The organism is Ferrimicrobium acidiphilum DSM 19497, from assembly GCF_000949255.1.
Lineage (GTDB): Bacteria > Actinomycetota > Acidimicrobiia > Acidimicrobiales > Acidimicrobiaceae > Ferrimicrobium > Ferrimicrobium acidiphilum.
This window is the reverse complement of sequence record NZ_JXUW01000009.1, coordinates 1-23,483: the sequence shown is the minus strand read 5'-3', so window position 1 is coordinate 23,483 and position 23,483 is coordinate 1. Positions and strand designations below refer to the sequence as shown.

General features: G+C 55.5%; 27 protein-coding genes and 1 pseudogene. 8 read left to right on the top strand and 20 right to left on the bottom strand.

Going from position 1 to position 23,483, the window contains the following annotated elements:
• Positions 1-61 precede the first annotated feature (61 nt).
• Both FEAC_RS05965 and FEAC_RS05960 read left to right on the top strand, forming a co-directional pair.
• Positions 62-523, top strand: coding sequence for a RidA family protein (locus FEAC_RS05965; RefSeq protein ID WP_035389983.1), 462 nt, complete (start codon positions 62-64; stop codon positions 521-523).
• Between the two features lie 447 nt (positions 524-970).
• The gene (locus FEAC_RS05960; protein WP_035389981.1) at positions 971-1,570 is read left to right on the top strand and encodes a biotin transporter BioY; all 600 of its coding nucleotides are present in this window, start codon (positions 971-973) and stop codon (positions 1,568-1,570) included.
• On the opposite strand, the gene FEAC_RS05955 is transcribed toward FEAC_RS05960, so the two are convergent.
• The gene (locus FEAC_RS05955) at positions 1,548-2,204 is read right to left on the bottom strand and encodes a GNAT family protein (RefSeq protein ID WP_052565779.1); all 657 of its coding nucleotides are present in this window, start codon (positions 2,202-2,204) and stop codon (positions 1,548-1,550) included. The two genes, FEAC_RS05960 and FEAC_RS05955, sit on opposite strands and share 23 nt — an antisense overlap.
• Before the next feature lie 47 nt (positions 2,205-2,251).
• Here FEAC_RS05955 and FEAC_RS05950 point away from each other — a divergent pair, with 47 nt between their 5' ends.
• The gene (locus tag FEAC_RS05950; protein ID WP_035389979.1) at positions 2,252-3,811 is read left to right on the top strand and encodes an acyl-CoA carboxylase subunit beta; all 1,560 of its coding nucleotides are present in this window, start codon (positions 2,252-2,254) and stop codon (positions 3,809-3,811) included.
• Positions 3,808-3,993: a hypothetical protein gene (locus FEAC_RS05945; protein ID WP_035389977.1), complete on the top strand. Its 186-nt coding sequence runs from the start codon at positions 3,808-3,810 to the stop codon at positions 3,991-3,993. The genes FEAC_RS05950 and FEAC_RS05945 overlap by 4 nt, the downstream gene beginning before the upstream one ends.
• Positions 3,994-4,017: 24 nt before the next feature.
• Here the strand turns inward: FEAC_RS05945 and FEAC_RS05940 are convergent, their stop codons facing one another.
• Genes FEAC_RS05940 through FEAC_RS05930 form a run of 3 tightly spaced genes read right to left on the bottom strand, consistent with a single transcriptional unit; the run spans position 4,018 to position 7,676 of the window.
• A complete protein-coding gene (locus FEAC_RS05940; RefSeq protein ID WP_035389975.1) occupies positions 4,018-4,776 on the bottom strand; it encodes a GGDEF domain-containing protein in 759 nt (252 codons plus the stop codon).
• Positions 4,777-4,818: 42 nt separating this feature from the next.
• A complete protein-coding gene (locus FEAC_RS05935) occupies positions 4,819-6,819 on the bottom strand; it encodes a protein meaA (RefSeq protein WP_052565777.1) in 2,001 nt (666 codons plus the stop codon).
• Between the two features lie 5 nt (positions 6,820-6,824).
• On the bottom strand, positions 6,825-7,676 hold the full coding sequence (locus tag FEAC_RS05930; protein ID WP_035390028.1) for a 3-hydroxyacyl-CoA dehydrogenase family protein: 852 nt from the start codon (positions 7,674-7,676) through the stop codon (positions 6,825-6,827).
• Between the two features lie 79 nt (positions 7,677-7,755).
• On the opposite strand from FEAC_RS05930, the gene FEAC_RS05925 reads away from it, so the two are divergent.
• Positions 7,756-8,463: a Type 1 glutamine amidotransferase-like domain-containing protein gene (locus FEAC_RS05925; protein WP_035389970.1), complete on the top strand. Its 708-nt coding sequence runs from the start codon at positions 7,756-7,758 to the stop codon at positions 8,461-8,463.
• A gap of 583 nt (positions 8,464-9,046) precedes the next feature.
• On the opposite strand, the gene FEAC_RS16350 is transcribed toward FEAC_RS05925, so the two are convergent.
• Positions 9,047-9,154: a transposase gene (locus FEAC_RS16350; RefSeq protein WP_419195361.1), complete on the bottom strand. Its 108-nt coding sequence runs from the start codon at positions 9,152-9,154 to the stop codon at positions 9,047-9,049.
• 180 nt (positions 9,155-9,334) lie between these two features.
• Here FEAC_RS16350 and FEAC_RS15800 point away from each other — a divergent pair, with 180 nt between their 5' ends.
• On the top strand, positions 9,335-9,766 hold the full coding sequence (locus FEAC_RS15800; RefSeq protein ID WP_052565774.1) for a hypothetical protein: 432 nt from the start codon (positions 9,335-9,337) through the stop codon (positions 9,764-9,766).
• On the top strand, positions 9,751-10,755 hold the full coding sequence (locus FEAC_RS05915) for an IS3 family transposase (RefSeq protein ID WP_052565772.1): 1,005 nt from the start codon (positions 9,751-9,753) through the stop codon (positions 10,753-10,755). Before FEAC_RS15800 ends, FEAC_RS05915 begins: the two co-directional genes overlap by 16 nt.
• 159 nt (positions 10,756-10,914) lie before the next feature.
• Here FEAC_RS05915 and FEAC_RS15110 read toward each other — a convergent pair.
• The 9 genes and pseudogenes from FEAC_RS15110 to FEAC_RS05875 all read right to left on the bottom strand — a co-directional run.
• Positions 10,915-11,118: pseudogene (locus FEAC_RS15110) on the bottom strand (transposase); the annotation flags it as partial.
• 91 nt (positions 11,119-11,209) lie between these two features.
• Positions 11,210-11,740 (bottom strand): hypothetical protein, encoded by a 531-nt coding sequence (locus tag FEAC_RS05910; protein ID WP_035390483.1) that lies wholly within the window; start codon positions 11,738-11,740, stop codon positions 11,210-11,212.
• On the bottom strand, positions 11,737-12,201 hold the full coding sequence (locus FEAC_RS05905; RefSeq protein WP_035390481.1) for a chemotaxis protein CheX: 465 nt from the start codon (positions 12,199-12,201) through the stop codon (positions 11,737-11,739). Before FEAC_RS05905 ends, FEAC_RS05910 begins: the two co-directional genes overlap by 4 nt.
• A gap of 2 nt (positions 12,202-12,203) precedes the next feature.
• A complete protein-coding gene (locus FEAC_RS05900; protein WP_035390479.1) occupies positions 12,204-12,569 on the bottom strand; it encodes a response regulator in 366 nt (121 codons plus the stop codon).
• A gap of 57 nt (positions 12,570-12,626) precedes the next feature.
• Positions 12,627-13,382 (bottom strand): GntR family transcriptional regulator, encoded by a 756-nt coding sequence (locus FEAC_RS05895; RefSeq protein WP_035390477.1) that lies wholly within the window; start codon positions 13,380-13,382, stop codon positions 12,627-12,629.
• A gap of 113 nt (positions 13,383-13,495) precedes the next feature.
• Positions 13,496-14,311 carry a CheR family methyltransferase gene (locus tag FEAC_RS05890; RefSeq protein ID WP_052565771.1) on the bottom strand — a complete coding sequence of 272 codons (816 nt, stop codon included), beginning with the start codon at positions 14,309-14,311 and terminating at the stop codon, positions 13,496-13,498.
• Between the two features lie 8 nt (positions 14,312-14,319).
• The gene (locus tag FEAC_RS05885) at positions 14,320-15,369 is read right to left on the bottom strand and encodes a chemotaxis protein CheB (protein ID WP_035390474.1); all 1,050 of its coding nucleotides are present in this window, start codon (positions 15,367-15,369) and stop codon (positions 14,320-14,322) included.
• Positions 15,357-15,794 carry a chemotaxis protein CheW gene (locus FEAC_RS05880; RefSeq protein WP_035390472.1) on the bottom strand — a complete coding sequence of 146 codons (438 nt, stop codon included), beginning with the start codon at positions 15,792-15,794 and terminating at the stop codon, positions 15,357-15,359. Before FEAC_RS05880 ends, FEAC_RS05885 begins: the two co-directional genes overlap by 13 nt.
• Complete coding sequence (locus FEAC_RS05875) at positions 15,781-17,958, bottom strand: chemotaxis protein CheA (protein WP_052565768.1); 2,178 nt, start codon at positions 17,956-17,958, stop codon at positions 15,781-15,783. Before FEAC_RS05875 ends, FEAC_RS05880 begins: the two co-directional genes overlap by 14 nt.
• A 274-nt stretch (positions 17,959-18,232) precedes the next feature.
• Here FEAC_RS05875 and csrA point away from each other — a divergent pair, with 274 nt between their 5' ends.
• The gene (gene csrA, locus FEAC_RS05870) at positions 18,233-18,454 is read left to right on the top strand and encodes a carbon storage regulator CsrA (RefSeq protein WP_035390471.1); all 222 of its coding nucleotides are present in this window, start codon (positions 18,233-18,235) and stop codon (positions 18,452-18,454) included.
• On the opposite strand, the gene FEAC_RS05865 is transcribed toward csrA, so the two are convergent.
• The 6 genes from FEAC_RS05865 to FEAC_RS05840 form a co-directional block, all read right to left on the bottom strand.
• The gene (locus tag FEAC_RS05865) at positions 18,451-18,936 is read right to left on the bottom strand and encodes a flagellar assembly protein FliW (protein WP_035390469.1); all 486 of its coding nucleotides are present in this window, start codon (positions 18,934-18,936) and stop codon (positions 18,451-18,453) included. The genes csrA and FEAC_RS05865 overlap by 4 nt on opposite strands.
• Positions 18,937-19,000: 64 nt before the next feature.
• Positions 19,001-19,879 (bottom strand): flagellin N-terminal helical domain-containing protein, encoded by an 879-nt coding sequence (locus FEAC_RS05860; protein ID WP_169741669.1) that lies wholly within the window; start codon positions 19,877-19,879, stop codon positions 19,001-19,003.
• A gap of 33 nt (positions 19,880-19,912) precedes the next feature.
• Positions 19,913-21,280, bottom strand: a complete 1,368-nt coding sequence (gene flgK / locus FEAC_RS05855) for a flagellar hook-associated protein FlgK (protein ID WP_035390465.1) — start codon at positions 21,278-21,280, stop codon at positions 19,913-19,915.
• Positions 21,277-21,645, bottom strand: a complete 369-nt coding sequence (locus tag FEAC_RS05850) for a hypothetical protein (protein WP_035390464.1) — start codon at positions 21,643-21,645, stop codon at positions 21,277-21,279. Before FEAC_RS05850 ends, flgK begins: the two co-directional genes overlap by 4 nt.
• Positions 21,646-21,675: 30 nt before the next feature.
• Entirely contained in the window at positions 21,676-22,716 is a 1,041-nt protein-coding gene (locus tag FEAC_RS05845) for a type IV secretory system conjugative DNA transfer family protein (protein ID WP_052565766.1), read from the bottom strand.
• On the bottom strand, positions 22,713-23,483 hold a 771-nt coding region (locus FEAC_RS05840; RefSeq protein ID WP_082055620.1), incomplete at its 5' end, for a transposase. The genes FEAC_RS05840 and FEAC_RS05845, both read right to left, overlap by 4 nt.

Below are 23,483 nucleotides of genomic sequence, written 5' to 3'. Positions count from 1 at the left end.
ACCAGCTGCAGATCTCTAGCCGACATGGCAGCCGTGCCGATCATCGACTAGCGTTCAGACCATGAATATTAACGATAAACTCGCCAGCCTCGGTATCGAACTCGCGCCTGCCCCAGCGGCGAAGGGTTCCTATGTTCCCACCCTCGTCGTGGACTCCTTCGTCTTCGTATCTGGCATGTTGCCACTCGTAGGCGATACGATCCCAGTAACCGGTATCGTCGGGGCTACGGTGAGCCCAGAGGAGGCACAGGCCGCCGCCCGCCAATGCATGATCAACATGTTCTCGCGGCTAGCCACTGACCTCGGAAGCCTCGACAAGATCGCTCAGTGGGTAAAACTCACCGGTTTCGTCGCCAGTACACCAGAGTTCACCGCTCAACCCACGGTCATGAATGCCGCCTCCGACCTTGTCGTTGAGGTCTTCGGAGAACAGGGAAAACACACGAGATCAGCCGTAGGTGTCAGCTCCTTGCCGCTTGGAACCCCGGTCGAGATCGAGGCAATTCTTCGCCTCAAGGCCTAGCGGTTCGCCAATTGACGCGAAGCAGAGACGAAGCAAGAAACACGGGCGGCTCGCCCGCAGTGTCCTGCGTGGTACTCTAACGCCAGCTACGAGCGGTCGCCTTCGATGTAGTCGCCCACAAGTCCGCCTAACACAACGATGATCTCTGCGACTAAACCAATCCTAGAGCTGGCACCAACCTAGAAACCGGCCCACGCTGGTTCAATGTTAAAACAGGCGACAAAGACCCCAAGCTTGAGCGGATTGACCAGCATGGTCAACTGAGGGGCGCAACCAACGTACGGACCTCCTAGTAACGGTTCGAGAGAGGCTATCGGGTTCCCACGAACGCTCCTGAGCAATTCGCTGTCGGGGCGCTGGCACTGGTCATGTATCCTTGAACTGCTATACCGTTCGTAATCTTTGATACGCTAGTGACGGAACACACCAATCGAGAGGAGAGAATACGTGCTCAACCAGGGGCTAAAGCGACAAAGCCTGACCGATCTGCTGCCCGAAAGTCTGGTCACTGACTTGGTCCTAATCGGGGTATTTGCGATAGCGATTGGCATCTTTGCCCAGATCAGCATCCCTCTTCCCTTCACTCCGGTGCCGATCACCGGCCAGACGTTTGCGGTGCTCCTGGGGGGTGCAGCGCTTGGATTACGACGAGGGACACTTGGTAGCCTTCTCTACGTCGGCCTCGGTCTCGTCGGGGTGCCTTGGTTTGCGGGAGCCACTGGCGGCCTTAAGATGGCGACTAACCCCTCGTTTGGCTACCTGATCGGATTTATCGCCGCCTCAGCGCTCGTTGGCTACCTCGCCGAGACCGGTCTCGATCGCAAAATCGGTCGCACTGTACTCCTGATGATTGTTGGCAACGTGATCATCTACGGATTTGGAATGGCGTTTCTCATGATCAACCTCCACGTTGGGTTGAGCCAAGGACTTGCGCTCGGGGTTACCCCGTTCTTGCTCGGCGACCTAGTCAAGCTACTCCTAGCGGCTGGCCTCCTGCCAGGGGCCTGGTATGTCCGGCACCGCATTACCCAAGATCGCGCAGCCTGAGCTGGGTAGAGTCGAGATAGCCGCTCTCGAAACGCCCAGGCTCTATGCGACTACAAGCGGTCAATAGCTTCGCATAGCCATCGCCGGGAAGCGTTCGAAAGCCAAGCGTTGTCAGGTGGTCGGTTGGCCACTGACCATCAATGAGTTGGTATCCAAGTTCGCGAACCACATTGACCAGGGCGAAGAAGGCGAGCTTGGAGGCGTTTGGAACCTGGTGAACCATCGATTCACCCACAAAAATTCCACCTACACCAACTCCAAAGAGGCCACCGACCAGCTCGTCGCCGACACCACGAACCTCGACAGAGTGCAAAAGGCCTCGATCGTTAAGTGCAGCATAGAACTCGATCATCGATGCATCGATCCAACCGCCATCGCGCACCACCTCGGCACACATCCTGACCATCGCCATCGGATCGATGTCGATACCAACGCGATATCTACGCACGAGTTGGAGGGTGCTCTTCGGACAACGCAACGGCCAGGCTCCAAGCACTACGACAGCACGCGTCTCCGGGTAGAACCAGCCGTAACCATCGGCTAGTGGCATCGGGAAGATCCCAAGCCCATAGAGTCGTTCAGCCTCGTCTGGGTCAAGAGAGGAACTGAAGGCTACCAATTCCTCAATCGTCACGCAACTACCTCCGTGATTGCTGGTGGTAGCTGATAGCCTAGATCAACATGAGTACTCACCCAATGTCTGCTCGTATCGAAGAGCTGGAGAAGCGGCGAAACGAGGCCTATCACGCTGGCACCGAGGCCGCGGTCGCCAAACAGCATGGACAGGGGAAGATGACCGCGCGCGAGCGCGTCGACTATCTGCTTGACGAGGGTTCGTTTGAGGAGTTGGATCTCCTTGCGCGCCACCGGGCACACGGGATGGGTCTGGACGAGCGTCGACCCTACACCGATGGGGTTATTACAGGTTTCGGGACGATCCACGGTCGGCGCGTCTGTCTATTTGCTCAGGATTTCACCGTCTTCGGTGGAGCTCTTGGTGAGGTCTTTGCCGAAAAGATCCACAAAGTCATGGACCTGGCCGCCTCGGTCGGGGTACCTATGATTGGTCTCAACGATGGAGCAGGTGCCCGAATCCAAGAAGGCGTTGTCTCGTTGCACTCCTACGGCGGTATTTTCCGACGTAACGTTGCCTCTTCTGGTGTGATCCCACAGATTAGTGTGGTTCTCGGCCCTTGTGCTGGTGGAGCGGTCTACTCGCCAGCCATGACCGACTTCATCTTTATGGTGGAGGAGACGTCACACATGTTCATCACCGGACCAGACGTAGTCAAGACGGTTACAGGAGAAGAGGTATCGCTAGAGGAGCTCGGTGGTGCGATGAGCCACGCTACTAAGTCAGGCGTCGCCTCATTTGTCTTAAGTGATGAGAAGGCATGTCTCGATGAGGTCAAGTACCTCCTCGATTTTCTTCCCTCCAATAATATGGAGTCACCACCTGCGATCGAACCCTCAGATGACCCGGATCGAATGAATGAGGAGTTACGCACGATCGTTCCTCCAAACTCCAACCAGCCCTACGAGATGCGCGACGTTATTCGAGAGGTCCTCGATCACGGCGAGTACATGGAGTACTTCTCACACTGGGCGCGCAACGTCACCTGTGGATTCGGGCGAATGAATGGCAAGGTAGTCGGAGTCGTCGGCAACCAACCTTCGGTGCTCGCTGGTGTCCTCGATATAGACTCCTCTGAAAAGGCGGCACGTTTCGTTCGGACCTGTGATGCCTTTAACATACCAATCCTGACCTTCGTGGACGTTCCAGGTTTCCTCCCAGGGGTCGACCAGGAGTACGGAGGAATAATTCGCCACGGAGCCAAGCTCCTCTATGCCTACTCAGAGGCGACCGTTCCAAGGATTCAGATCATTACTCGAAAGGCCTACGGCGGTGCTTACGTTGTGATGAACTCTAAGTCAATCGGCGCAGATCTTGCCTACGCCTGGCCCTCGGCCGAGCTGGCTGTAATGGGTCCCCAGGGTGCAGTCGAGGTTATTCACCGTCGCGAGCTGGCAGCAGCCGCCGATCCGATCGCAAAACGGCGAGAGCTGATCGATCAGTACACCGAACGATACGCCAATCCCTACATCGCCGCTGAACGCGGCTACGTTGACGACGTCATCGACCCAGCCGAGACCCGGCGAACCCTTATACAGGCGCTTGGCATGCTCGAGACCAAGCGCGAGGAGCTACCGCGGCGCAAGCACGGAAATATCCCACTATGAGTGAACTCACCAGCGAAGAGGAGTTGGCGCTGGTTGCCGCGACCGCCATGGCGGTATACGCCGCGCGCCGGACGCCAGAAGTGGCGCCAATCGTGCAGGATCCGACTACCTGGCGGTTTCAGAATCGTTGGTGGGCAACAGGTCCTCTCGCCTCGCGCGCTCGACCAACGCTAAGGCGCTAGCACAAGCACTGCACTCAAGGTTTATCAAATTGGTCGCTGCGGAGCGACAATTACCCGACCGAGGCCGGGGAGTTCAAGGTTATCGGAGGCTTGTTTGAGCGCGCTCTTTGCGGTGATCAGAATCTCTGCGGGCTCGATGCCGTGACTTGGATAACTTGCAACCCCGGCACAGACCTTAGCGATAGGCGAATCCCCTTCACGGGCGTGAGCGATCTGAATCCGCTCTGCGACCCATGCAGCGCCGTCTTCATCGGTGTCATCGAGAAGGAGTGCAAAGCTTCGTGCACCAACTCGGCAGGCTACATCGGCAGTTCTAATCGTCTCAGAGATCACCCCCACGAAGGCAACGATCGCAGCATCGGCGGCCTCAGTGGTTACCCCCGGCTTCATCACCAATTTCAATAACACAATGCTGAGCGGCCACAAGCGCCGGCGCGCCGTCGCCACCTTCGTACTGAGGAGACCAGAGAAGAAGATCTCATTCATCAGACCGGTCAAAGGGTCGGTAATGGGGTCGGCCGCCGCCTCCGCCGCCACCTCGACCAGATCCACATTCTGATCGTCATTGATGGCCTCGACAGTGACTAGGGCATCGGCTGAAGCCTCCCCATTTTCATCGGGTTTGCGTCGACGCGCCGTTGCTCCTAGTCCTAAGAGCACGGCGACAAAGGCTACGCTAGCCCCTATCACACCATCTTGTGCGTGTCCTGAACGCATGCCAACGGCACTCACCGCCACACCCCCCAGTCCCACGACGATTGCAAAAAACCCACGCAGCCTCATGCGACATGCTTCGGCGTAAAACCGTCAGATCTGTACTAACTTTCAGGACTGTGACAGATTTCGTTGCGCCGCAACGACATCCACCAACTGAGCCATGATCTGTGTGATCTGATAATGCTTCGGTGTGAAAACGCGCTGTACTCCCAAGGCGATCAGCTGGCCTATATCGTCTTCAGGAATGATGCCCCCTACTATGACCGGCACGCTTACTCCTCGTGACCGCAACTCCGCGAAGAGTGCATCTACTAGTTCTAGATGGGATCCAGACAGGATCGAGAGTCCAATCAGATCAACGTCCTCATCTCGAGCTACACTAGCGATCTCAGTGGGAGTCTGTCTGATTCCCTGGTAGATGACCTCGAAACCCGCGTCACGAGCGGCTACCGCGATCTGCTCCGCACCATTGGAGTGACCGTCAAGGCCGGGCTTGGCGACCAAGAGTCGTGCAGGTCCGCCGGGAAGTCTACGCAAACGCTCGGCCAACGCATCCATCTGACCCTCGCGCACACCAGCGCCTCCTTGGATTCCAGTGGGCGCTCTAAACTCACCAAAAGCCTCTCGCATGGTGTCTGCCCAATCCTGGGTGGTGCCACCCGCCTTGGCTAAAGCGAGGGTCGCAGGGATCACGTTGTCATCGCTCCTCGCCACCCTAAGGAGGTTACGCTTTGCCAACTCCACCGCAACCGAGTCACGACTCCGCTTAAACTCTACGAACTCTTCAATGAGGCGAGCGATCTCAGAGGCGTCGGCACTCAAATGAGACTTCGTGCCTGTGTCCAGCAGGAGGGAGTCGTTGGAAGAGCCAGTTTGCTCATGGTAGAGATTGACCCCAACGACCGGCTGAATACCGGTCTCGATCGCGTGGGCACGTTCGGTCTGAGCATGCACCAGTGCCGCCTTCATCTCATCGATCTGGGCAAAGACTCCACCGGCGGCAACGATGCGATTGAGTTCACTCCTAGCCTGGTCAACGATCTCATCGGTCAATCCCTCCATCACGTGGGAGCCCTCAAAAATATCTGGATACTCCAATAGATCGGTCTCGTATGCGAGAATCTGCTGAGCTCTTAGCGACCACTGTTGATCGACCGGTCTCGGTAGACCGATCGCCTCGTTCCATGCGGGAAGCTGGAGCGCTCTCGCGCGCGCATCTCGGGAGAGCGTCACTCCTAAGGCCTCAAGCATGATCCGATAGACGTTGTTCTCCGGCTGCGACTCGGTGAGGCCAAGGGAATTCACCTGCACACCAAAGCGAAACCTACGAAGTTTTGGATCTTCCACCCCGTAGCGGGTCCGAGTCAGTTCGTCCCACAAAGCGACGAATGCACGCATCTTGGCGATCTCTTCGATCAATCGAATCCCTGAGTTCACAAAAAAGGACATCCGACCAACTACTTTGGCGAGGCCATCAGAGTCAAGTCGTCCTCCATCACGCACAGCATCGAGGATGCCGACCGCAGTCGCAAGTGCATAGGCAACCTCCTGCACTGGCGTCGCCCCGGCCTCTTGGAGGTGATAGCTGCAGATATTGATCGGATTCCACTTGGGTACATGCACGACCGAGAACTCAATTAGGTCAACGGTAAGCCGCCTCGATGCCTCCGGCGTAAAGATAAAGGTGCCGCGAGAGAGGTACTCCTTCACGATGTCATTCTGCGTCGTACCGCTAAGACGATCGTAAGGGATACCGGTCTCGTCTGCGAGCGCCAAGTAAAGGCTAAAGAGCCAGGTCGCTGTGGCATTGATCGTCATCGACGTGTTCATGGCATCAAGAGCGATTCCATCAAAGAGCTGATGGAGATGACCGAGATGAGCTATCGGTACCCCAACCTTGCCAACCTCACCAGCGCTCCGAGGATCGTCAGGGTCGAGACCAAGCTGTGTTGGTAGATCGAAGGCCACCGACAGCCCTGTCTGTCCATTCGCCATATTCGCTCGGAAAAGCTGATTCGACGCCGAAGCCGAGGAGTGGCCCGCATAGGTACGCATAACCCATGGTGGATCAGGTCTATCAAGGTGTGGACCCACGCTGTATCCTCTCATTTAATCTACCCATAGTCATAGAACCCACGACCAGACTTGCGTCCCAAATGACCAGCTTCACGCATCCGGCGAAGCGTAGGGGCGGCCAACATGGCTGGATCACCGGTCTCCTCATAAAGGCGTTCAAGGATGGCGACTGCGACGTCGAGTCCAACGAGGTCGAGCAAGGCAAGCGGTCCCATAGGGTAGTTGCAGCCGAGCATCATCGCCCTATCGATGTCCTCCTTCGCCGCGACTCCACGCTCGAGGAGCCGAACTGCGGTGTTCAAATAAGGAAACAGGAGCGCGTTGACCACAAACCCGGCCTCATCGTTGACGATCACCGGCTCCTTGCCAAGAGTCTTGACAAAGCTCACACCCGTCTCTAACACTTCAGGGTCGACGACGAGTGAGCGGACTACCTCCACCAGCGGAAGTCTGCTCACCGGATTGAAGAAATGGAGTCCGAGAACCAACTCTGGCCGCTTGGTGCTCGCAGCTAGCGCCATCACTGGGAGGGTCGAGGTATTGGTTGCTATCAACGCACCCTCGATGAGAATATGATCGAGCTGTCCAAATAGGTGTTTCTTAACCTCGATGTCCTCGATGACCGACTCTATGACCAGGTGACGATCGTAGAGCTCCTCGATCTCGGTGGTATATCGAACCAATGACGTCGCTGTATCGTAGCGCTCATCGTCAATCTCATTGCGCGTCAGTCGCCTTCGAAGCTGTCTCTCCAGTGCTACCTTAACAGAACGAGATGCCGCCTCTGAGCGAGTACGAACTATGACGTCATACTCGGCCAAGACACACGCCTCGACGATACCGGAGGCCATCGTCCCCCCACCAACTACACCTACGCGAGAAACCTGCACACACCAAGCGTACAGGTTTTCAACCTCACCGATGACCGCAGTCAACCACGGTCCCAATACTGGCTAGGCTTGGGACAACATGAAGACTACACACTATGGCACAATTGCTCTCGTCGGCGGAGACGAATTCGGCCCCTTCTGTACCTTCGACGAAGAGATTCTTACCAGAGTCCACGCTCGACGCGTCAGCCTGTTTCCAACAGCAGCGGCCTTTGAAAGACCTGACCGAGCGATTGAAAACGGAACCACCTATCTGCGATCTCTTGGCGTGGAGGTCGATGTCATCGAGATCTATAGCCGGTCCAACGCCCTCGATGAGAAGCTGGCGGCAAAACTTACCGAAGCCGAGGTTCTCTATTGTATTGGGGGGTCGCCGCTCCATCTCCGGTCAGCGCTTACAGCTACACCAACCCTAAAGGCACTCAGACAGGCCTGGGCGCAGGGAACAACCTTGATAGCATCCTCAGCTTCGGCGATGGTGCTCGGTGACCCTATGATCGACCCGCGTGGTGGCGCTCTCACCATCGGCCTTGGTGTAATCCCTAACCTAGCGATTCTCCCTCACGCCGACCAACGCTCGCTGTCGATCCGCGATCGCACCATACATCTGGTTCACGCACCAACGGTGATGGTCGAGATCGACGCCCAAACCGCGCTGGTCTACGATCACGACCGCAAGATCCAAGTGCTCGGTCAAGGCAGCGTCGGAGCCTTCCAAAATGGGGAACCCGCTGAACTATCGATCGTCAGCGACTTATTGGATAGACGTACGTTAGAAGTAGGCTAATCCCTCGAATGCCGCTCAACCAAGCACGTATTGTGCTAAGTCGGAGCCTACTGCTTCCTCCATGGCGCAGTGGGTCATAGACGCCAACACCCGCAAACCAAATTCGGACCCAAGAGCTGAAGGACGTACAGATAGCAGATCCAGTACCCGCTCTCGGTGTTTACCTCGCCTCAGAACCCAGATAGCCGATACGGCGACGATCAAGCCACTCCGCAGTGCACGCCTGTATTATCTAAGAAGCCGATGGGACTTCGGGTTCTAGTCTGCAATTTCGGCACTTATACCCACTTGCCAAGGTGGGTTTGGGGATCTTCAGAAACTAGCGGTAATCCGGTACCAAGATCGACCAGGAATCGGCAAGTTGTTGAGCGCATCTGAGGTGATTGGCCAGATTGGGGCCGTCATTTGGAGAGTTCCAAGCTACACAACCCGTGAACGGGCAAGAGGGGACAAGGGGTTCTCCCTGGCGTCTTACTTATTGGGTTAGTTGGTTCGGGTTACGAACCAAGTGCGCTAGAGATATGCGTTGTCACCGGGGTAACCGTAGCTAGCAGTGACCAGTCGGGCTTACCAGCGCTCTAATCTATGAGTTTGCAAAGTTGGTCATCCCAAAGGCGGTGCGCTTGATCCGCTTAATGAGGTTGTTCATCGACTCTGTCGGTCCATTGGTCGCAAAGGAGCTGTGCCCTATTGTCTCTATTGGGCCAGGATCTCATCATGCCAGCCACGCAAGGTTCTCCCAAGTAGCTGGACCTCGGGAGGTCGTTGGTTGTCGGTGAAGTCACTGATAAGCGCATCCCTAGGTCTCAGTATCAGTATGTGCGCGGATTGAAAAATAATTCAATGAGGGCGAGAAGGCTGAGATGTTGAGATGGCTACCTACGATGAGACGGTGGAGAACAAAACAACCCAAGAGGTGATGGTCCCACCCAAAGCAACGAGACGGGTACTCTCCCCGAGTTATAAGGCGAGGATCTTAAAAGAGTACGACTCCTGTCCCCAGGGACAAAAGGGTGAGCTCTTGCGACGAGAGGGACTCTTCTCGTCTCAGATTACCGAGTGGAGGCGGGTGATTGACCAACAGAGTGCAAAGGCACTCTCGCGAAAACGTGGACCAAAGACCAATCCAGAGAGAGCTCGGCTAAGAGAACTCGAACGTGAGAATGAGAGACTTCGCCTGGAGCTGGCTAAATCACGAAAGGTAATTGAAGTCCAGGGAAAATTATCGGCACTGCTAGAAGAGCTCTCGCAAGGGAGTGCCGAGGATCTACGAGAGCCAACGCCGCCATTGTCAAAGGAGTAGATGAACTAAGGGAGACCATTGGTTTAGAGAATGCCTGCGATTGTCTTGGTATTGCGCGTTCAAGCTATTACTACCTGGTAGATCCCCCGGTGAGAGAACCAAAGCCAAGAAAGCCGAGCCCAAGGCGTCTAAGTGATGCCGAGCGCGCCCACATCTTGGAGGTGTGTCACTCGGAACGTTTCTGTGACTCCTCGGTCCGCGAGATCTATGCCACGCTTCTCGATGAGGGTATCTATCTCGCCTCAGTGGCCACCATCTATCGAATCTTGGCCGAGGCTGGTGAGACACGAGAGCGACGACGCCAAGCAACACATCCCACCCGGGTAAAGCCAGAGCTCCTAGCGACGGGACCAGGCCAGGTTTGGAGTTGGGACATAAGCAAGCTCAAGGGTCCCTCCAAGGGGATCTACTGGCAGCTCTATGTGATCTTAGACATCTACTCTCGATCAATCATGGGTTGGAGGATCGAAGATCACGAGAGTGCTGAGCTCGCCAGAGAGCTCATGGATGAGGCGATCACCAAAGAAGGCGTAGATCCGAACCAGTTGACGATTCATGCCGATAATGGAGCCTCGATGGCTTCACACAGCGTTGCGGAGTTCCTTGCCACCCTCGGGGTGAGAAAGAGCCACTCACGTCCCCATACATCTAATGACAACCCCTACTCAGAAGCCCAGTTCAAAACCTTGAAGTACCGAGGGGACTTCCCTGAACGCTTTGAAACCATCGAAGAGGCGAGGATCTTCTTTGCAAAGTTCTTCAGCTGGTACCAGTACGAACACCACCATTCAGGCATTGCACTCATGACCCCAGCTGATGTCCATGAGGGATACGCCGAAGCGATTACCGAACGAAGAGCTGAGGTTCTCAAAGGCGCCTATCAAAACCACCCCGAACGCTTTGTAAACAAGATTCCGACCCCACCCACCCTCAACACCGAGGTCTGGATCAACCGACCAAGTGAAGAGGAGATGAAAGAGAGTCCTTAGCCGGCCGGAAGTTAACGTTTTGGATATTAAACTGATGAGTACTTCGTACATATTCTGTAGAGACCTTCCGCATCGAGGTGGTCTCTGGCAAGTTCCTAAGTCACGATAGGTGTAGAACTCTCGTAAGGACTCCTTGGCTCGCCATGCGGTAGCTACCTCGTTGTCTGGATCTCCAGCCTCAAGGAAGCGAGTAAGTTTATCGTTGGCACCCTCGGTGAGCTTCTCCTTGGCCATATTAAGGAGTCGCCGGATGCGATAGAGTGGATCCCCACCTCTGCCTCTGTGACCAAGGATGTTCTGTTGTACTCGTCTCCTCGTCTCATCAAGGCGAGTGTTGGCGATTCTAATGACGTGAAATGAATCGGCGTCTAACTACCAGACAAGCAACATCCTGTCATTTGCATGTCGATCCAGTTGCATCGAGCCAACGCAATTCACTCAGTTGAGTATCCGCTCAACCTGCATAATCCACGGGAGCCTTAGGCAACAGCCGTATCGACAGTGCGCCAACCGGCCTTCGGTCGCGCCAAGAGACAGCGACATCAATCCCTTGCAATCCAGGGGATCGTAACAGCTCCTGCCCCTCCTCGGGCAACTCGTCCACCAGAACCAGCTTCGTCAGTCGTGCCCTAGGTGCATTTGGTCGCTGTTCATTAAACAGGAGTCCAAATATATTCAGGATCTCATGTACGTTTGCAACTATTGTGTCAGTGAGTTCGCCACTAGCCTTTGACTCCTCGATCACTCCTGCGGGAATCAGCGACAGCCGCGCTCCACAATAGAGCGCAAAGGAGAAATCCACCTGGATCAGAGACCGTAGGACGTCATTTTGATCACAGTAGAGGCCGGCAAGATAGAACTCAGGAAGCGGGCTTCCCTTGCGGTAGCGGTCCGCCAGCAGGGGTGCATCCATCAGATTCGAAAGTACAGACTCGAGTTCATCCAAGCTCGGCAGAAGAAGACGCGAAGACGCTTCGATGATCATAGCTCGTCACTACTGTCACTGATTGATACGAGGTGCAGTTCACCTAGCGCGGTCGACAGCCGGAAGACCTCACTCGTCGTCCCGGTTGGCACTCGAAGACGCCCGAAGAGGAACATTGGCAAGCCAGAGCGCAGACTGGGGTCGGCCTCGATTACCATCCTCTTGGCTACTCCACCAATGACATTCACCACTTCGGCGATTGCATCCGTGATCTCCAGATCGGTCAGGTTATCACGTTTGCCAATCATGTTCGCGGTGAGAAGTTCCAAGGTCACGAACTCTGCCACCAGCCCCAACTGCAATGATAACCGATCACCAACCAGGCCGACCCATGCGCCAGGCAGGTTAGCTGGGATACCCTCGTCATGAATCTCAGGCTCACCGACCAACGAAGGCAAGATCCCTCCTTCGAGTGAGTGAATACCGTCAAGCAAGGCACTCGACCACTGCGTCATCTGCATTGTCACCGGACTCCGACTGCATCTAGGGCATCGCGGAAATTATCGGGAGTAAATGGCTTGGAGATCAGGAACGAGGCCCCTGATTCACGGGCGAGGCGAACCATGTCAGGAGTTCCTTCAGATGTAACAAAGCCAAACGGAACCTGCTCACCTTGAGAACGAAGCTCGCGTAAAAATTCGAGCCCGTTCATCTCCGGCATGTTCCAGTCCGAGAGCACTAGGTCTACCACCGACTCGCTCAAGCGCTGCAGCGCCTCCACCCCATCCTGGGCCTCGATAAACTCGGCGTCATCAAAACCAGCTTGACGCAACTGGCGCATCACGATGAGTCGCATTGCACGCGAATCGTCGACCACCAAGATCCTCATTCCACAACCTCCAGAGTCGGCCCCCATCCGGCCATATCGGCAGCTAATTAAGGGGGCTTAAGGTTCTTGCCTAGTTTCGCGGAGTCGACGCAAACTCATCCGCGACTTGGGGCGTGGAACGATAAGTTGACCTGCAGGCGCGGATTCATCTGCCTCGTGACCCTGGACCATCAGTCGGCTCAACCGCTCGACGATACGCATTCGATGACTCCGCGAGAGAAGCGATGCCGCCTGACTATCACCGAGCTCCATGGAGAGAATCAGCAACCGGTGCTCGTTCACATGGTGGTCCTGCTCAGCGACTGTTGGTGGCATCATCAGCCGAGCACGATGGAGCTGATCGACAAGCAACGCATAGACACCACCGCTCAGAGGATAGTGAGCCGCCTCCCCAAGCAGAACTCGATGAAATCGGTCATCGAGCAGGATGAACTCATCTGGGTTCTCATGTTCAACCCCAGCAACCATCTGCTCGTTAAGCTCTCGCAACATAGAGAACACGACTGCATTTGGAGTTTTGGCGAGACGAGTCGCCGCAGCTGCCTCCAGACTCGCGATCATCTCAGAGACCTCCGGCAGCTCTCCAAAATCGATGAGGCGCACGCGATACCCCTTGCGTGGAACTGACTCTAGCCACCCCTCTACCTCAAGACGCGCCAACGCTTCGCGAACCGGTGTTCTAGATGCACCGACCAGATCAGCAATATCGCGATCCAGCAGAAAGCTTCCCGGCTCGATCGCGAGTGATACGATCGCCGAACGAATACTCACATAGGCGCTGTGAGACAACGGCACGGTATTGGACTTGACCACGGCTGCTAACAGATACCTCCCTCAAACAGTATGGCCAAGTTTGTCTGAAATTACCAATATGGACCGCTAGGAGCCCATATGAAAGTGGGTTGCGTTAAGGCAGCTCCTCGCGACTAGCCAACAAAGCGGAGAATATGAGACTCAGTGGCCACCACCTTCTCAAAGCGTCTACCTATGTCTGGCAATGACTCAGCTGCAGCCATGACAACGACACTCCCTGGATTAAGATGCTCTACCAGCTGCCCGGCTACGCGCCTCTTGACCTCAGGGGAGAAATAGATTAGGATGTTGCGCAAAAAGACGAGGTCGAAGGTTCCCAACACTTGCCAAGGTTTCGCCAAGTTCATCTGTCTCGCCGCAACCAAGGCGGCAAGTTCAGGTCGCACTTTATAACCATTGCGTTCAGGCACCAGGAAACGTCCCAGGAGAGGACGTGGAAGCCCTCGCTCCACTTCGAGCTCGGAGTACCAACCAAGACGCGTCCGCTGAACCATGCGAAACGACACATCGGTGGCGAGTATGTTTGCTGTTCTAGCCAGTGACGGGAATCGGTCAATGAGTAGCATTGCAACCGAGTACGCCTCCTGCCCGGAGGCAGCGGCACCCGACCAGACTCGAAGTGCTCTCCCTTGGCGTTCCTCAAAGAGACGGGGAATCACCCTAGTGCGCACAAGATCAAATGTCGCAGGCTCCCTAAAAAAGGAGGTCTCTGATGTTACCATTGCATCGATCACCGCCTGTATGAGAAGCGGATCACGATCCCCGACGAGTTGACAAACCAGCTCATCAAGGCTGTCGACCCCGAAACGAATCAGCAGAGGGCTCAGGCGGTGCTCCACAAGGTAGCTACGCCCATCCCCGAGTTGAAGGGCGATCTCCGAATTGAGAAACCCTGCAAGGCGATTATAGGTAGCCAGAGTTACCGACACAAGGGCACCTACACCCTTACCGCTCGCTGCGACAGCAGTCGAATTCTGGCACCGATCCTGTCAGGGGGCCCGACCAGTCGTGCCAACCCCTGGTCGACGACAGATCCAGGCATCCCCCAGACCGCTGAACTCCTGCGATCCTGTGCATATACACCACCGCCATTCGCGACGATCGTGCCTGCACCTACGAGACCATCTGAACCCATACCAGAGAGGATGACGGCAATCGGCCGACGAGCAGTCATGGCCGCCGAGGCAAAGAGGATGTCGGCAGAGGGCTTGCATGAGTTCACCGGAGGGAGATCCGAGTACCCAAGCAGCATTCGACCTTCGCGACTTCGCACTTCAATGTGAGTACCACTAGGGGCGAATCGAACGGAGCCAGCGGTGAGAGCCTCGCCATCTATACCGATGGCAACATCGGCTGCGAGCATCGTCGCCAGCTGCTCAACCAGCAGACCCAGGAAGTGCGCTGGTATATGTTGGACGACCACGATGGGAACCTCGATTCGTCCTACGGCGGTTAGAAACTCGCGAAGCGCCGGCGGCCCACCTGTGGAGGCTGCGACCACGATGATCTCTGGAGCCTCCGGAATCTGGGTCTCATGGTGTTCGATCACCGAGGTTGATGAACTAGTTAAGGACACAAAGACGCGTAGTCGCACGAGACTCCTCACCCGCGCGATAAGTAGTCGTCGAGTCTCATCTTCAACCCGAAATGAAGCCGGTTTGGCTACGTGGTCGGTCGCCCCCGCCAACATCGACGCCACAGTGGTCCGACTCCCCAGCTCTGTGAGCGCCGAGAACATAATAACGGGCACCGTTGCATCGATGGCTCGTATCTGGCGCAGCGTCTCGATACCATCGAGTTCGGGCATCTCGACGTCGAGTATGATCACATCCGGCTTTAGCCGTTGGAAGAGATCTACGCACCTCGCACCATTCTCCGCCTGTCCCACAAGCTCAAGATCGTGTTCATGGGCGATCCAGGAGGCGACACGAGTGCGAATCACATTCGAATCGTCGGCGATCAGAATCCTCGCCACTATGCAGCACATCCAGCCTGCGCAACCCGCTCTGCATCAAACACCAGCGTAATAAGGTCGCCCTGATGGATCACCGCCGTCGTCAACCTTCGTAGCCGCGGAGGGATAGTCTCTGGCGGCGGTAGGAGCTCATCGCTTGAGGGTTGGATCACATCCCCAATCGCGTCGACGAGGAAGGCTAGCGGCTGGCCATCTCGCTCCAACACCAAGATCATCGGTGACTCACTCACCTCATAACCTGGATCCAGCAATGACGCGCGCAAGTCCAAGACGGTGAGAATCTGGCCTCGGAGGTTGAGAAGGCCGGCAACGGTGTTCGGTGCCAGCGGTATGGGTGTGAGCCTTTGGCACGACAGTACTTCTAGAACGCTCAGCACCGATACCGCGCACCTATACTCGCCGATGAAGAGGGTACAAAACTGTTCAGACTCGCTCATGTCTACCTCCAAGCTCGGTCATCAACACCTCGGCGAGCGAGACGGAGCGCACAATCCTGCCAGCGATAATCGTTGATCCCTGGGTCATCGAAGCGATTGTAGTAATGTCGACGATCTCGCGAATAGCGACGACTCGATCCGATACCCCAAAGCTCGGCACGAGAAACCTAATCGGTCCACTATCGGGGAGATCTCGCGTACCCCCGAAGAGCTCAGAGACGGTGAGTAGCTTTACCACCGTATCTCGGTACTGAACCACCGGTTGGTCATCCAGATATTCAAGCGCGTAACTATCTATCTCTTCGATGCGCTCGATCTCGTAGACCGGTACAGCTATAAGACCAGCGATACCAGCATCGACGAGTAGGGCGAGCTCCTCTTCGATGACCTCGTCTGCGACGCCAGATAGCACGGTGACGGCCACCTCTTCAAGCGAGAGTGCTGCACGACTTGCAATCCCAGCCACGTCCAAAATCATCGCGACATCTCCATTACCAAGGATGGTGGCGCCAGCATAGATCCCGATAGCTCCGATGAATCCATCGAGTGGCTTCACTACGATCTCCTGGGTGTCGACTACACGATCGACAATCAATCCAAACTCTCGACCGCTTAGCTGCACAACCACGATAGTGATGAGCTGTAGGGCGTAGTTAGGTATCGCCTCCCTAAGACCGAGGAGCGATGCGAGATCAACCACCGGTAGCAGCTGACCGTTGCGTCGAAGGAAGAGGGTCTCGCCCACAAAGGCAAGCTCGTCAGCCATCGACTCACGCTCTAGTCGGAGAAGTTCAACCACCGATAGCTGGGGCAAGGCGAAGCGCTGATTTGCGACCAAGAGCATGAGAGACGGTATGATCGCAAGCGTCAGAGGGATCCTCAACACGACAGTAGTGCCTTCCCCCGACACAGAGTTCAACTCGATCGTCCCGCTCACCTGCTCTACGTTGTTCCTTACAACGTCCATGCCGACTCCTCGACCCGAGACATTGGTAACCTCCTCCGAGGTCGAGAATCCGGGGAGAAATATCAGCTCGCTGCGTTCACGGTCGGACATACTCGACAGTGCCTCCGCCGATACCAGACCGAGGCGAAGAGCGCGCTCACCGACGGCGGATGGGTCTATACCGGCACCATCGTCAGTGATGGTAATGATCACAGATCCACCTTCATGTCGAGCCGCAACTCCGATATAACCGGTAGCGTCCTTGCCGGCCAGCGCACGATTCTCAGAGGACTCGATGCCATGATCGACCGAGTTACGCAGCAAGTGCACCAAGGGGTCTCTTATCGCCTCAAGAATTCCACGATCGAGCTCGGTGTCTCCTCCGGTGGTGACAAGCCGGACCTGCTTGTGCAGCGACCGCGCCAGATCTCTCACCAGTCGAGGGAGCTTGACAAAAAGCGACTCCATCGGCTGCATTCTCGTCTGCATCACCTGTTCTTGTAGTTCGGTCGTGATCAGGTTCAATCGCTGGACAGTAGCTGAGAGATCGGCATCCTGTAGCGCACCATCGATCTGTAGAGTTCGGTTGCGGACCAACACTAGTTCACCAACTAGGTTGACCAGTCGATCCAAGAGCTCAACATCTACCCTGATCGCCTGATCCAAAAGGTTGACATGCGACGAGATCGGGGTAGAGCTCTCAAGAGTCTCAAGAGGAGGAGTGGGTTCGACCGTCGGGGTGAAGACGACGATGTTCGGAGCGAGCTGCACCTCGGAAGGTCGCGAAGATGGCTCCATGGGTGAACGTGCATCACTACCACCCTCTAGGTAGGATCTTGTCGCCTGCAGCGCCTCGCAGAGATCGTTCTCCTCCTCGTCGCCATCGCCACCGGTTAACTCAACTTGGGCTAGGTAGCGACGGAGCCCATCGATAAGGTCTAGCAGGAGCTGTGTCTCGGAGTCACCCAGGAGCTGTGGAGCATCACGAAGCACCGCGAGCAGGCTCTCCCCTTCGTGAGCTAGCTGCGAAAGATGTTCAAGATCGAAGAAGCCACAGGCTCCCTTGATGGAGTGAAGCGTTCGAAAGGTAGCCGCGAGCACCTCATGGTTGTCAGCTCCAAGATCGAGCCCGACAAGATCGTTTTCAGTACGATCCAAATTCTCGAAGGATTCGATCAGGAACTCGCGTAGCTCGCCGCCTAGCTCGTCGCGAGACATTTAGGCCTTCCTTTCTACTCGCTTTAGCTTCGGCGCGCTAGCGGTAAGCCTTTAAGTCAACGTTTGTTGAAGGTAACCAGATCGTGATGGGTTATGCCACTCAAACGGCTCATCCAACCACTCACATGGTTCAACATTTGCTAAGTATTTTTGGCAACTACCTGGTAGTAATGATCGGCACCATGATAAGATAGCCAAAGCAGTGATGGAAATGGGGTGCATCTTCCTAGTGAAGGGGCGCTCAAGCAGACGCCTTCGGGCGCAAGGAGGCGCGGTGCTGGTATTAACCAGAAAGGCCAGTCAGAGTATCGTGATCGGCAACGACATCGTCATCACGATCTTAGATGTGCATCGCGATCAAGTGCGTGTTGGCATCGAAGCTCCCCGGGATGTCGATGTCCATCGCCAGGAGATATTCGATGCCCTCCAGGCATCCAACCGTGATGCCGCTCAGTCAGCTGAGAAGCTCGCGCCGCCTAACAACAAGGACGACTAGTCGCTTCTTGTGTCAACGGCATCATCGGCGGCGACAACCCTGGATGCATCAAGCAAAGGAACCTCCACCTCTTGGTGCATGCTATAGGCCTGGTTCGTCTGTAGGATTTGCGCACTCCGCCAGTTGGTAACGTTGATCACCAACGGTGCTTGAGTGTTAACCGTCGGTAGACCACCATCTGCATCGAGGGTAGCGACCAACATGACGATCACCTCATCGGCGTCCTTGATCCCGAGGAGGGACTGATGAAAGTCGTCAATGTCAACTGTCATCTCGATACCCAACTCACTCGGTTGCGCGATCACGAAGCTCGGACCACCCTCCTGACTCGAACGAAGACCAATGTAAGGACCGTACTCTGGTCCGAGAGCCCCCAATATGAAGCTATGGTGCCCCTCAAAACCTGGAAGCCCAATCGGGAAACTCAGTGGCAGGCTCAACACCCGTTCGGTTTGGGTTGACTCCTCGGTTACTTGACTCATCGATCCTCCTATATGACAAAATGACGGCTAGATGAACTACTTGCTTGATAGACGGCGCGGAACACTAGAGATAGTGAGCCAACGTGGGTTGATTCAACTGCGATGTCGCATAGAGCGCCACCTGGTAATTGTTGAGCTCCTGCTGATATTGGGTAGCGAGCTTTGCGGTATTGACGTTCTGGATCGAGCCGACTTCATTCGTGGCCTGTGTTACAGCTCCGGTCACTTGATTGCTCATCACCTGAAACTGAGCATCGTTTACTCCAGCCTGAGCCGCTTGGTTCTCAAGCGTGCTCAACTGTTGTTGCACTGCCTTCAAATCAGTTCCCGCTGCTGTCTTGATGTTTCCGCTTTTTAGATCGCTTATCGCCTGGTTGATCGCGCCAAATATCCCGCCACCACCACTCGAACTAGCCCCGAACGGGTTGGTAATGCTGGTTGGGAGCTCAACGTTAGGCGCAGCGGCGACAGTCGGCTGCTGTGTGTTACCGATGTAGGAGACTGCACCGGTGCTAGATGTACTGTAAGCAAGAGGACTACCTGATGTTCCAGCAAAGATCGCTTGCCCGAGATAGGTGGTGTTAGCTACTCCGAGCAACGACTGCTCTAGTCCCTGCAGCTGGCTCGCAATGCCGTTGGCATTGCTTTGGGTTACACCAGGCCCACCAGCCTGAACGAGCACGCTAGAAATCTTTTGAACTACGCTGACGGCTTGGGTCATTGAGGCGTTTGCTAAAGATGCGACCGTCTGCCCGTCGGTAATGTTCTTGGCATACTGTTTGTATGAAGACAGTGAGGCGTTGACGTTGATGAGGTTCGCAACTCCAACCGGATCGTTGGATGGTTGAGAGATATTGTTGCCCGATGTCAGCTTCTGCTCTACCTGCGCCAGTTGAGACTGGTACTGGTTAAGTGATGTCGTCATCAGGTTTGCGAGACTCATTTGCGAAGGTATAACTGACATAATAATTCTGACCTACACATTCTGTATGAGTGATTGAAGCGTAGCGGCCACCGTGGAGATGACCTTGGCTGAGGCTTGGTACATTTGCTGGTAGTTGACTAGATTCACCATCTGAGTATTGATCGACACACCGGATACTGCTTGTGATGCGCTATATGCCTGGTTATAGATATTTGTGGCGCTAGCAGTGAGTGAACTTGCGCTCTGTACCGCTAGGCCCACACTTGATACCGAGGACGCCCATCCTGCGATCGCCCCGTTGGTGGCGGTCTGCTGATTAGCGATCGCCTGAGCGTTCGAGCCGCTACCAGGACTATATGGCTTGGACGACGCTGCTATTAGTTGCGGATTGTTAGCTACGGTAGGGTTCACCGAGATTGTTGCCGCGTTGATCGTCGTCCCACTCGAAGGGACAAATAACGGGTCTCCCGATGTAGTTGTGGCGCTAGCTCCATTGGCTAGCTGATTGTTCACCTGATTGGCAAGTGTGGTCGAAAGCGAGTTTAGATACTCACCAAAAGTCGGTAGTTTGGAGTTCATCATGGTCAGCGTTGCGCCCAGCTCCCCGCCCGTGACTGGGACGCGAGTACCGGAGGCTGTTAAGGTTACGCTTGCTTGTGTTGAGGTAGATGATGAGATTGGGTTGTTCGATGGAGTGAACGCGATCTGTGAAACATGCCCACCTTGAACCAGGGCCACTCCGCCAACCAATAACGTTGTTTGACCAGAGTTGCCCGATATTGGTGTTACCCCGAGCTCGCTCGCCAACTGATCTACTATCTGGTTTTGCTGATCGATAAGGGTGTTTGAGGCTCCTGGAGTGCTCGATGAGCTCGCTATCTGTGTATTGATAGCTGCAACCTGGTTGAGCTGAGAGTTAATGGTTTGAGTAAGTGTGGCCGCACTGCTTGATGCTTGGTTATAGACCGATGTTAGATTTTGAGCAGCCTGGTTGATGGTGGTGGCGACATTTTTAGCTGACGCAACAACCTGGTCATAACTCGCAGCCTGAGTCGGAGTGCTGGAGAGAGCCGAAAAATTGTTGTACATCGTGTTGAGCTGTTCTGATATACCGCTCGAACTCGGCTCATTAAACGACGCCTGAGCGCTCGCAAGCAAGGACTGCAATTGATTGGCATACGCCTTGCCTGCACTAGCCGACAAGGTGAGTTGGCGACCAAAGCTGTTCGTACTTTGTACAACTGCTGACGTAACACCATCCCCAATAGGGCTGTTCGGGGTTTGTTGGTTGCTAAAAATTGTGGTCTCTTTGAGATACCCAGCGGTATTGGCGTTAGCTACGTTCTGGCTAACCGTATCGAGGCCGGTCTGAGCCGAGTTCAGTCCCGACAGGGCAATGGAGAGTGAACCGCCGCTCATGCGAGGTGACCCACCGACTCAGGCTTCAGCATCTCGATATCGCCATCGCCACGGTATAGACCGATGTCTAGGCCTAGGTCGCGCATGAGGTCGGCGACTACCATTGAACGCCAGAAACAACCGACCATGATAACGTTGGCCTTGGTCAGCAGTTGCTGATAACGACTGGTGTAGCTGCCAGGTTCCAACTGTGCCGACTGCACCTCCTCGACAAGAATACCAATTCGCTCATTGAGGGCCACTGCTCGCAGGGCGAGCTCCTCATCATCGTTGCGGGTCATCATGTCGCTCATCGCGCTTAGCTCATGATCGAGCTGATCGAGTAGCTCTTCGATGCGGCTCACCTTGATTACGTGATCATCCATGGAGAAACCATCGGCACCGATGCGTGCAACCTAAGCTCTGGTTTTTGAGTAAGTCAACAACCTGACCATCGGCCGCGATCCCTCCATGAACATCGGATACCGCGAGCCCAAGGCATCAGGCGCCATGTCGCGCAGATAGCTTCGCGTGATGGGATCAGAGGTTGGACTCATGAACAGCTTGCTAGCGTGATTGTTGATAATCGAGTTAGCCGACCGGCCATACCGGCTCTCGAGCTGGGCGAGATCCTGAACAATCGAGATCAACCGCACCCCCTGCCCGACACCGATAGCCGCCAATCGATCCAGGTTTGGAATAGGTGCAAGGTTAGCGAGCTCATCCAAACAGAGCAGCAGTGGATGTTCACGCCTACTCTCGAGCGCTGCAGCAACGATCCGCGACAGAAGGAGGGAGAATAGAAGCGAGAGGAACTCCTGTTCAGCTGCGCTGGCAACCAAAAAGGTGGAGCTGGATTCGCCCTCTAGCAGCTCGGCTACTCGGATCGTAGGCAGCTCGTTACCCCCGTGTGCGAGTGGTGCAAGCAGCCCACGAGCGGTCAGAAGCACCGAATCACGCTGTCGATCCTCCATCGCACAGATTGCAAGCACAGCCTCAGCAAGGCGATGTGCGCCATGTGTGTTCAGGCTCCGGTAGAGCTCACCTGGGTCATCTATCCAGCCAAGCATCGGTGCACCCGTTAGTTGGGAGGCACGTAGCACCCCAGCCACGATTGGCTCAGCCAACTGATACCAAAACTGAGTATCACCACTAGTCACACCAAAGGAGGGTTGGGCTAGCACCAGCGCGTGTGCGATAGCGGCCGCCTGACGGTCATCGACCGCCTCACAGGTCGGATCCCAGCGATGCGTCGCCAGTCTCTGGTCGCCGATGATGACAAGGCGACCCCGACGTTCGCGGGCCTGGAGCACCTCGGCGGCGAGCAGATCTGTCTTAACCGACGTCGCCACCAGCGATCCGGTAAACGAGCACAGGTTCGGAAGCACTACCCTGGTCGTCTTGCCGCTTCTGGTCGGCCCGACCACGAGCAATGAGTGGGCTCTATTGACATTCATGTGGATAAACTCGCCCTTTCATAGGGTAACTTCAAGTCAATCGGTCCACAAGCTAGCATCACCAGTGCGAGGGTAGCCTTGGCGGAGTGAAACCCATACGAGCGGGCAATGATGGAGCGAACTTTGGTGTTGAGTCCCTCGACCCTTCCATTGGATACCCCAAGTCTGATGGAGGCAAGTATCCCGTCTCGATGAGTTCGGATGGTCTTTGAGAGTCGGATGAAACTCGATAGTCGTGAGCGTGAGGCTCGCTTGCACCAGTGATCGAGCATCTCATTCACCTCGTCGATCTCGAGGTCACCAGCAAAGATCGCCCGTAAGGACTCCTTCATCTCATAAGCTCGCCATAGGGCTCCCCCTCGTTGTTTGATGGCTAAGAGGGCTAGTCCTTGACGCTTGGTTAGGGTTCCTGGATTCTTCAACAGTGCCCACCGTGCCCCGGCGAACTTACGGGCAAAGGTAGGAGAGGGAAGCTTTCTCATCTCCCGCCAGAGATCCTTGCGTACCTCCTCTAGGGCCTCGGTTCCCAACTTAACCACATGAAATGGATCGAGACAGATTTGGACGTTAGGTGCCTTCTCGCGGAAGGCCTTGGCAAAGGCTGGACCGAGATCCATGGTGGCTGCTTTGATCTTGGCAATCCGTTCTTCACCCAGGTCATCGAAGAATTCATCTAGGCTCTTGGCACTTTTCCCCTCTGCCCCGTAGACGATCTTGCCCGTCTCGTGATTNGTGACAAGCGTTAAGTAGTTGTGGTGTTTGCGATA

Bases quoted from the DNA above. Each gene is read 5' to 3' on its own strand.
- FEAC_RS05950 (WP_035389979.1), top strand. From the start codon at position 2,252: ATGAGTACTCACCCAATGTCTGCTCGTATCGAAGAGCTGGAGAAGCGG.
- FEAC_RS05865 (WP_035390469.1), bottom strand. From the start codon at position 18,936: ATGAGTCAAGTAACCGAGGAGTCAACCCAAACCGAACGGGTGTTGAGC.
- FEAC_RS05925 (WP_035389970.1), top strand. From the start codon at position 7,756: ATGAAGACTACACACTATGGCACAATTGCTCTCGTCGGCGGAGACGAA.
- FEAC_RS05860 (WP_169741669.1), bottom strand. From the start codon at position 19,879: ATGAGTCTCGCAAACCTGATGACGACATCACTTAACCAGTACCAGTCT.
- FEAC_RS05965 (WP_035389983.1), top strand. From the start codon at position 62: ATGAATATTAACGATAAACTCGCCAGCCTCGGTATCGAACTCGCGCCT.
- FEAC_RS05850 (WP_035390464.1), bottom strand. From the start codon at position 21,645: ATGGATGATCACGTAATCAAGGTGAGCCGCATCGAAGAGCTACTCGAT.
- FEAC_RS05875 (WP_052565768.1), bottom strand. From the start codon at position 17,958: ATGTCTCGCGACGAGCTAGGCGGCGAGCTACGCGAGTTCCTGATCGAA.
- FEAC_RS05940 (WP_035389975.1), bottom strand. From the start codon at position 4,776: ATGAGGCTGCGTGGGTTTTTTGCAATCGTCGTGGGACTGGGGGGTGTG.
- FEAC_RS15800 (WP_052565774.1), top strand. From the start codon at position 9,335: ATGGCTACCTACGATGAGACGGTGGAGAACAAAACAACCCAAGAGGTG.
- FEAC_RS05845 (WP_052565766.1), bottom strand. From the start codon at position 22,716: ATGAATGTCAATAGAGCCCACTCATTGCTCGTGGTCGGGCCGACCAGA.
- FEAC_RS05905 (WP_035390481.1), bottom strand. From the start codon at position 12,201: ATGCAGATGACGCAGTGGTCGAGTGCCTTGCTTGACGGTATTCACTCA.
- FEAC_RS05945 (WP_035389977.1), top strand. From the start codon at position 3,808: ATGAGTGAACTCACCAGCGAAGAGGAGTTGGCGCTGGTTGCCGCGACC.
- FEAC_RS05935 (WP_052565777.1), bottom strand. From the start codon at position 6,819: ATGAGAGGATACAGCGTGGGTCCACACCTTGATAGACCTGATCCACCA.
- flgK (WP_035390465.1), bottom strand. From the start codon at position 21,280: ATGAGCGGCGGTTCACTCTCCATTGCCCTGTCGGGACTGAACTCGGCT.
- FEAC_RS05880 (WP_035390472.1), bottom strand. From the start codon at position 15,794: ATGAGCGAGTCTGAACAGTTTTGTACCCTCTTCATCGGCGAGTATAGG.
- FEAC_RS05885 (WP_035390474.1), bottom strand. From the start codon at position 15,369: ATGTGCTGCATAGTGGCGAGGATTCTGATCGCCGACGATTCGAATGTG.
- FEAC_RS05910 (WP_035390483.1), bottom strand. From the start codon at position 11,740: ATGATCATCGAAGCGTCTTCGCGTCTTCTTCTGCCGAGCTTGGATGAA.
- FEAC_RS05900 (WP_035390479.1), bottom strand. From the start codon at position 12,569: ATGAGGATCTTGGTGGTCGACGATTCGCGTGCAATGCGACTCATCGTG.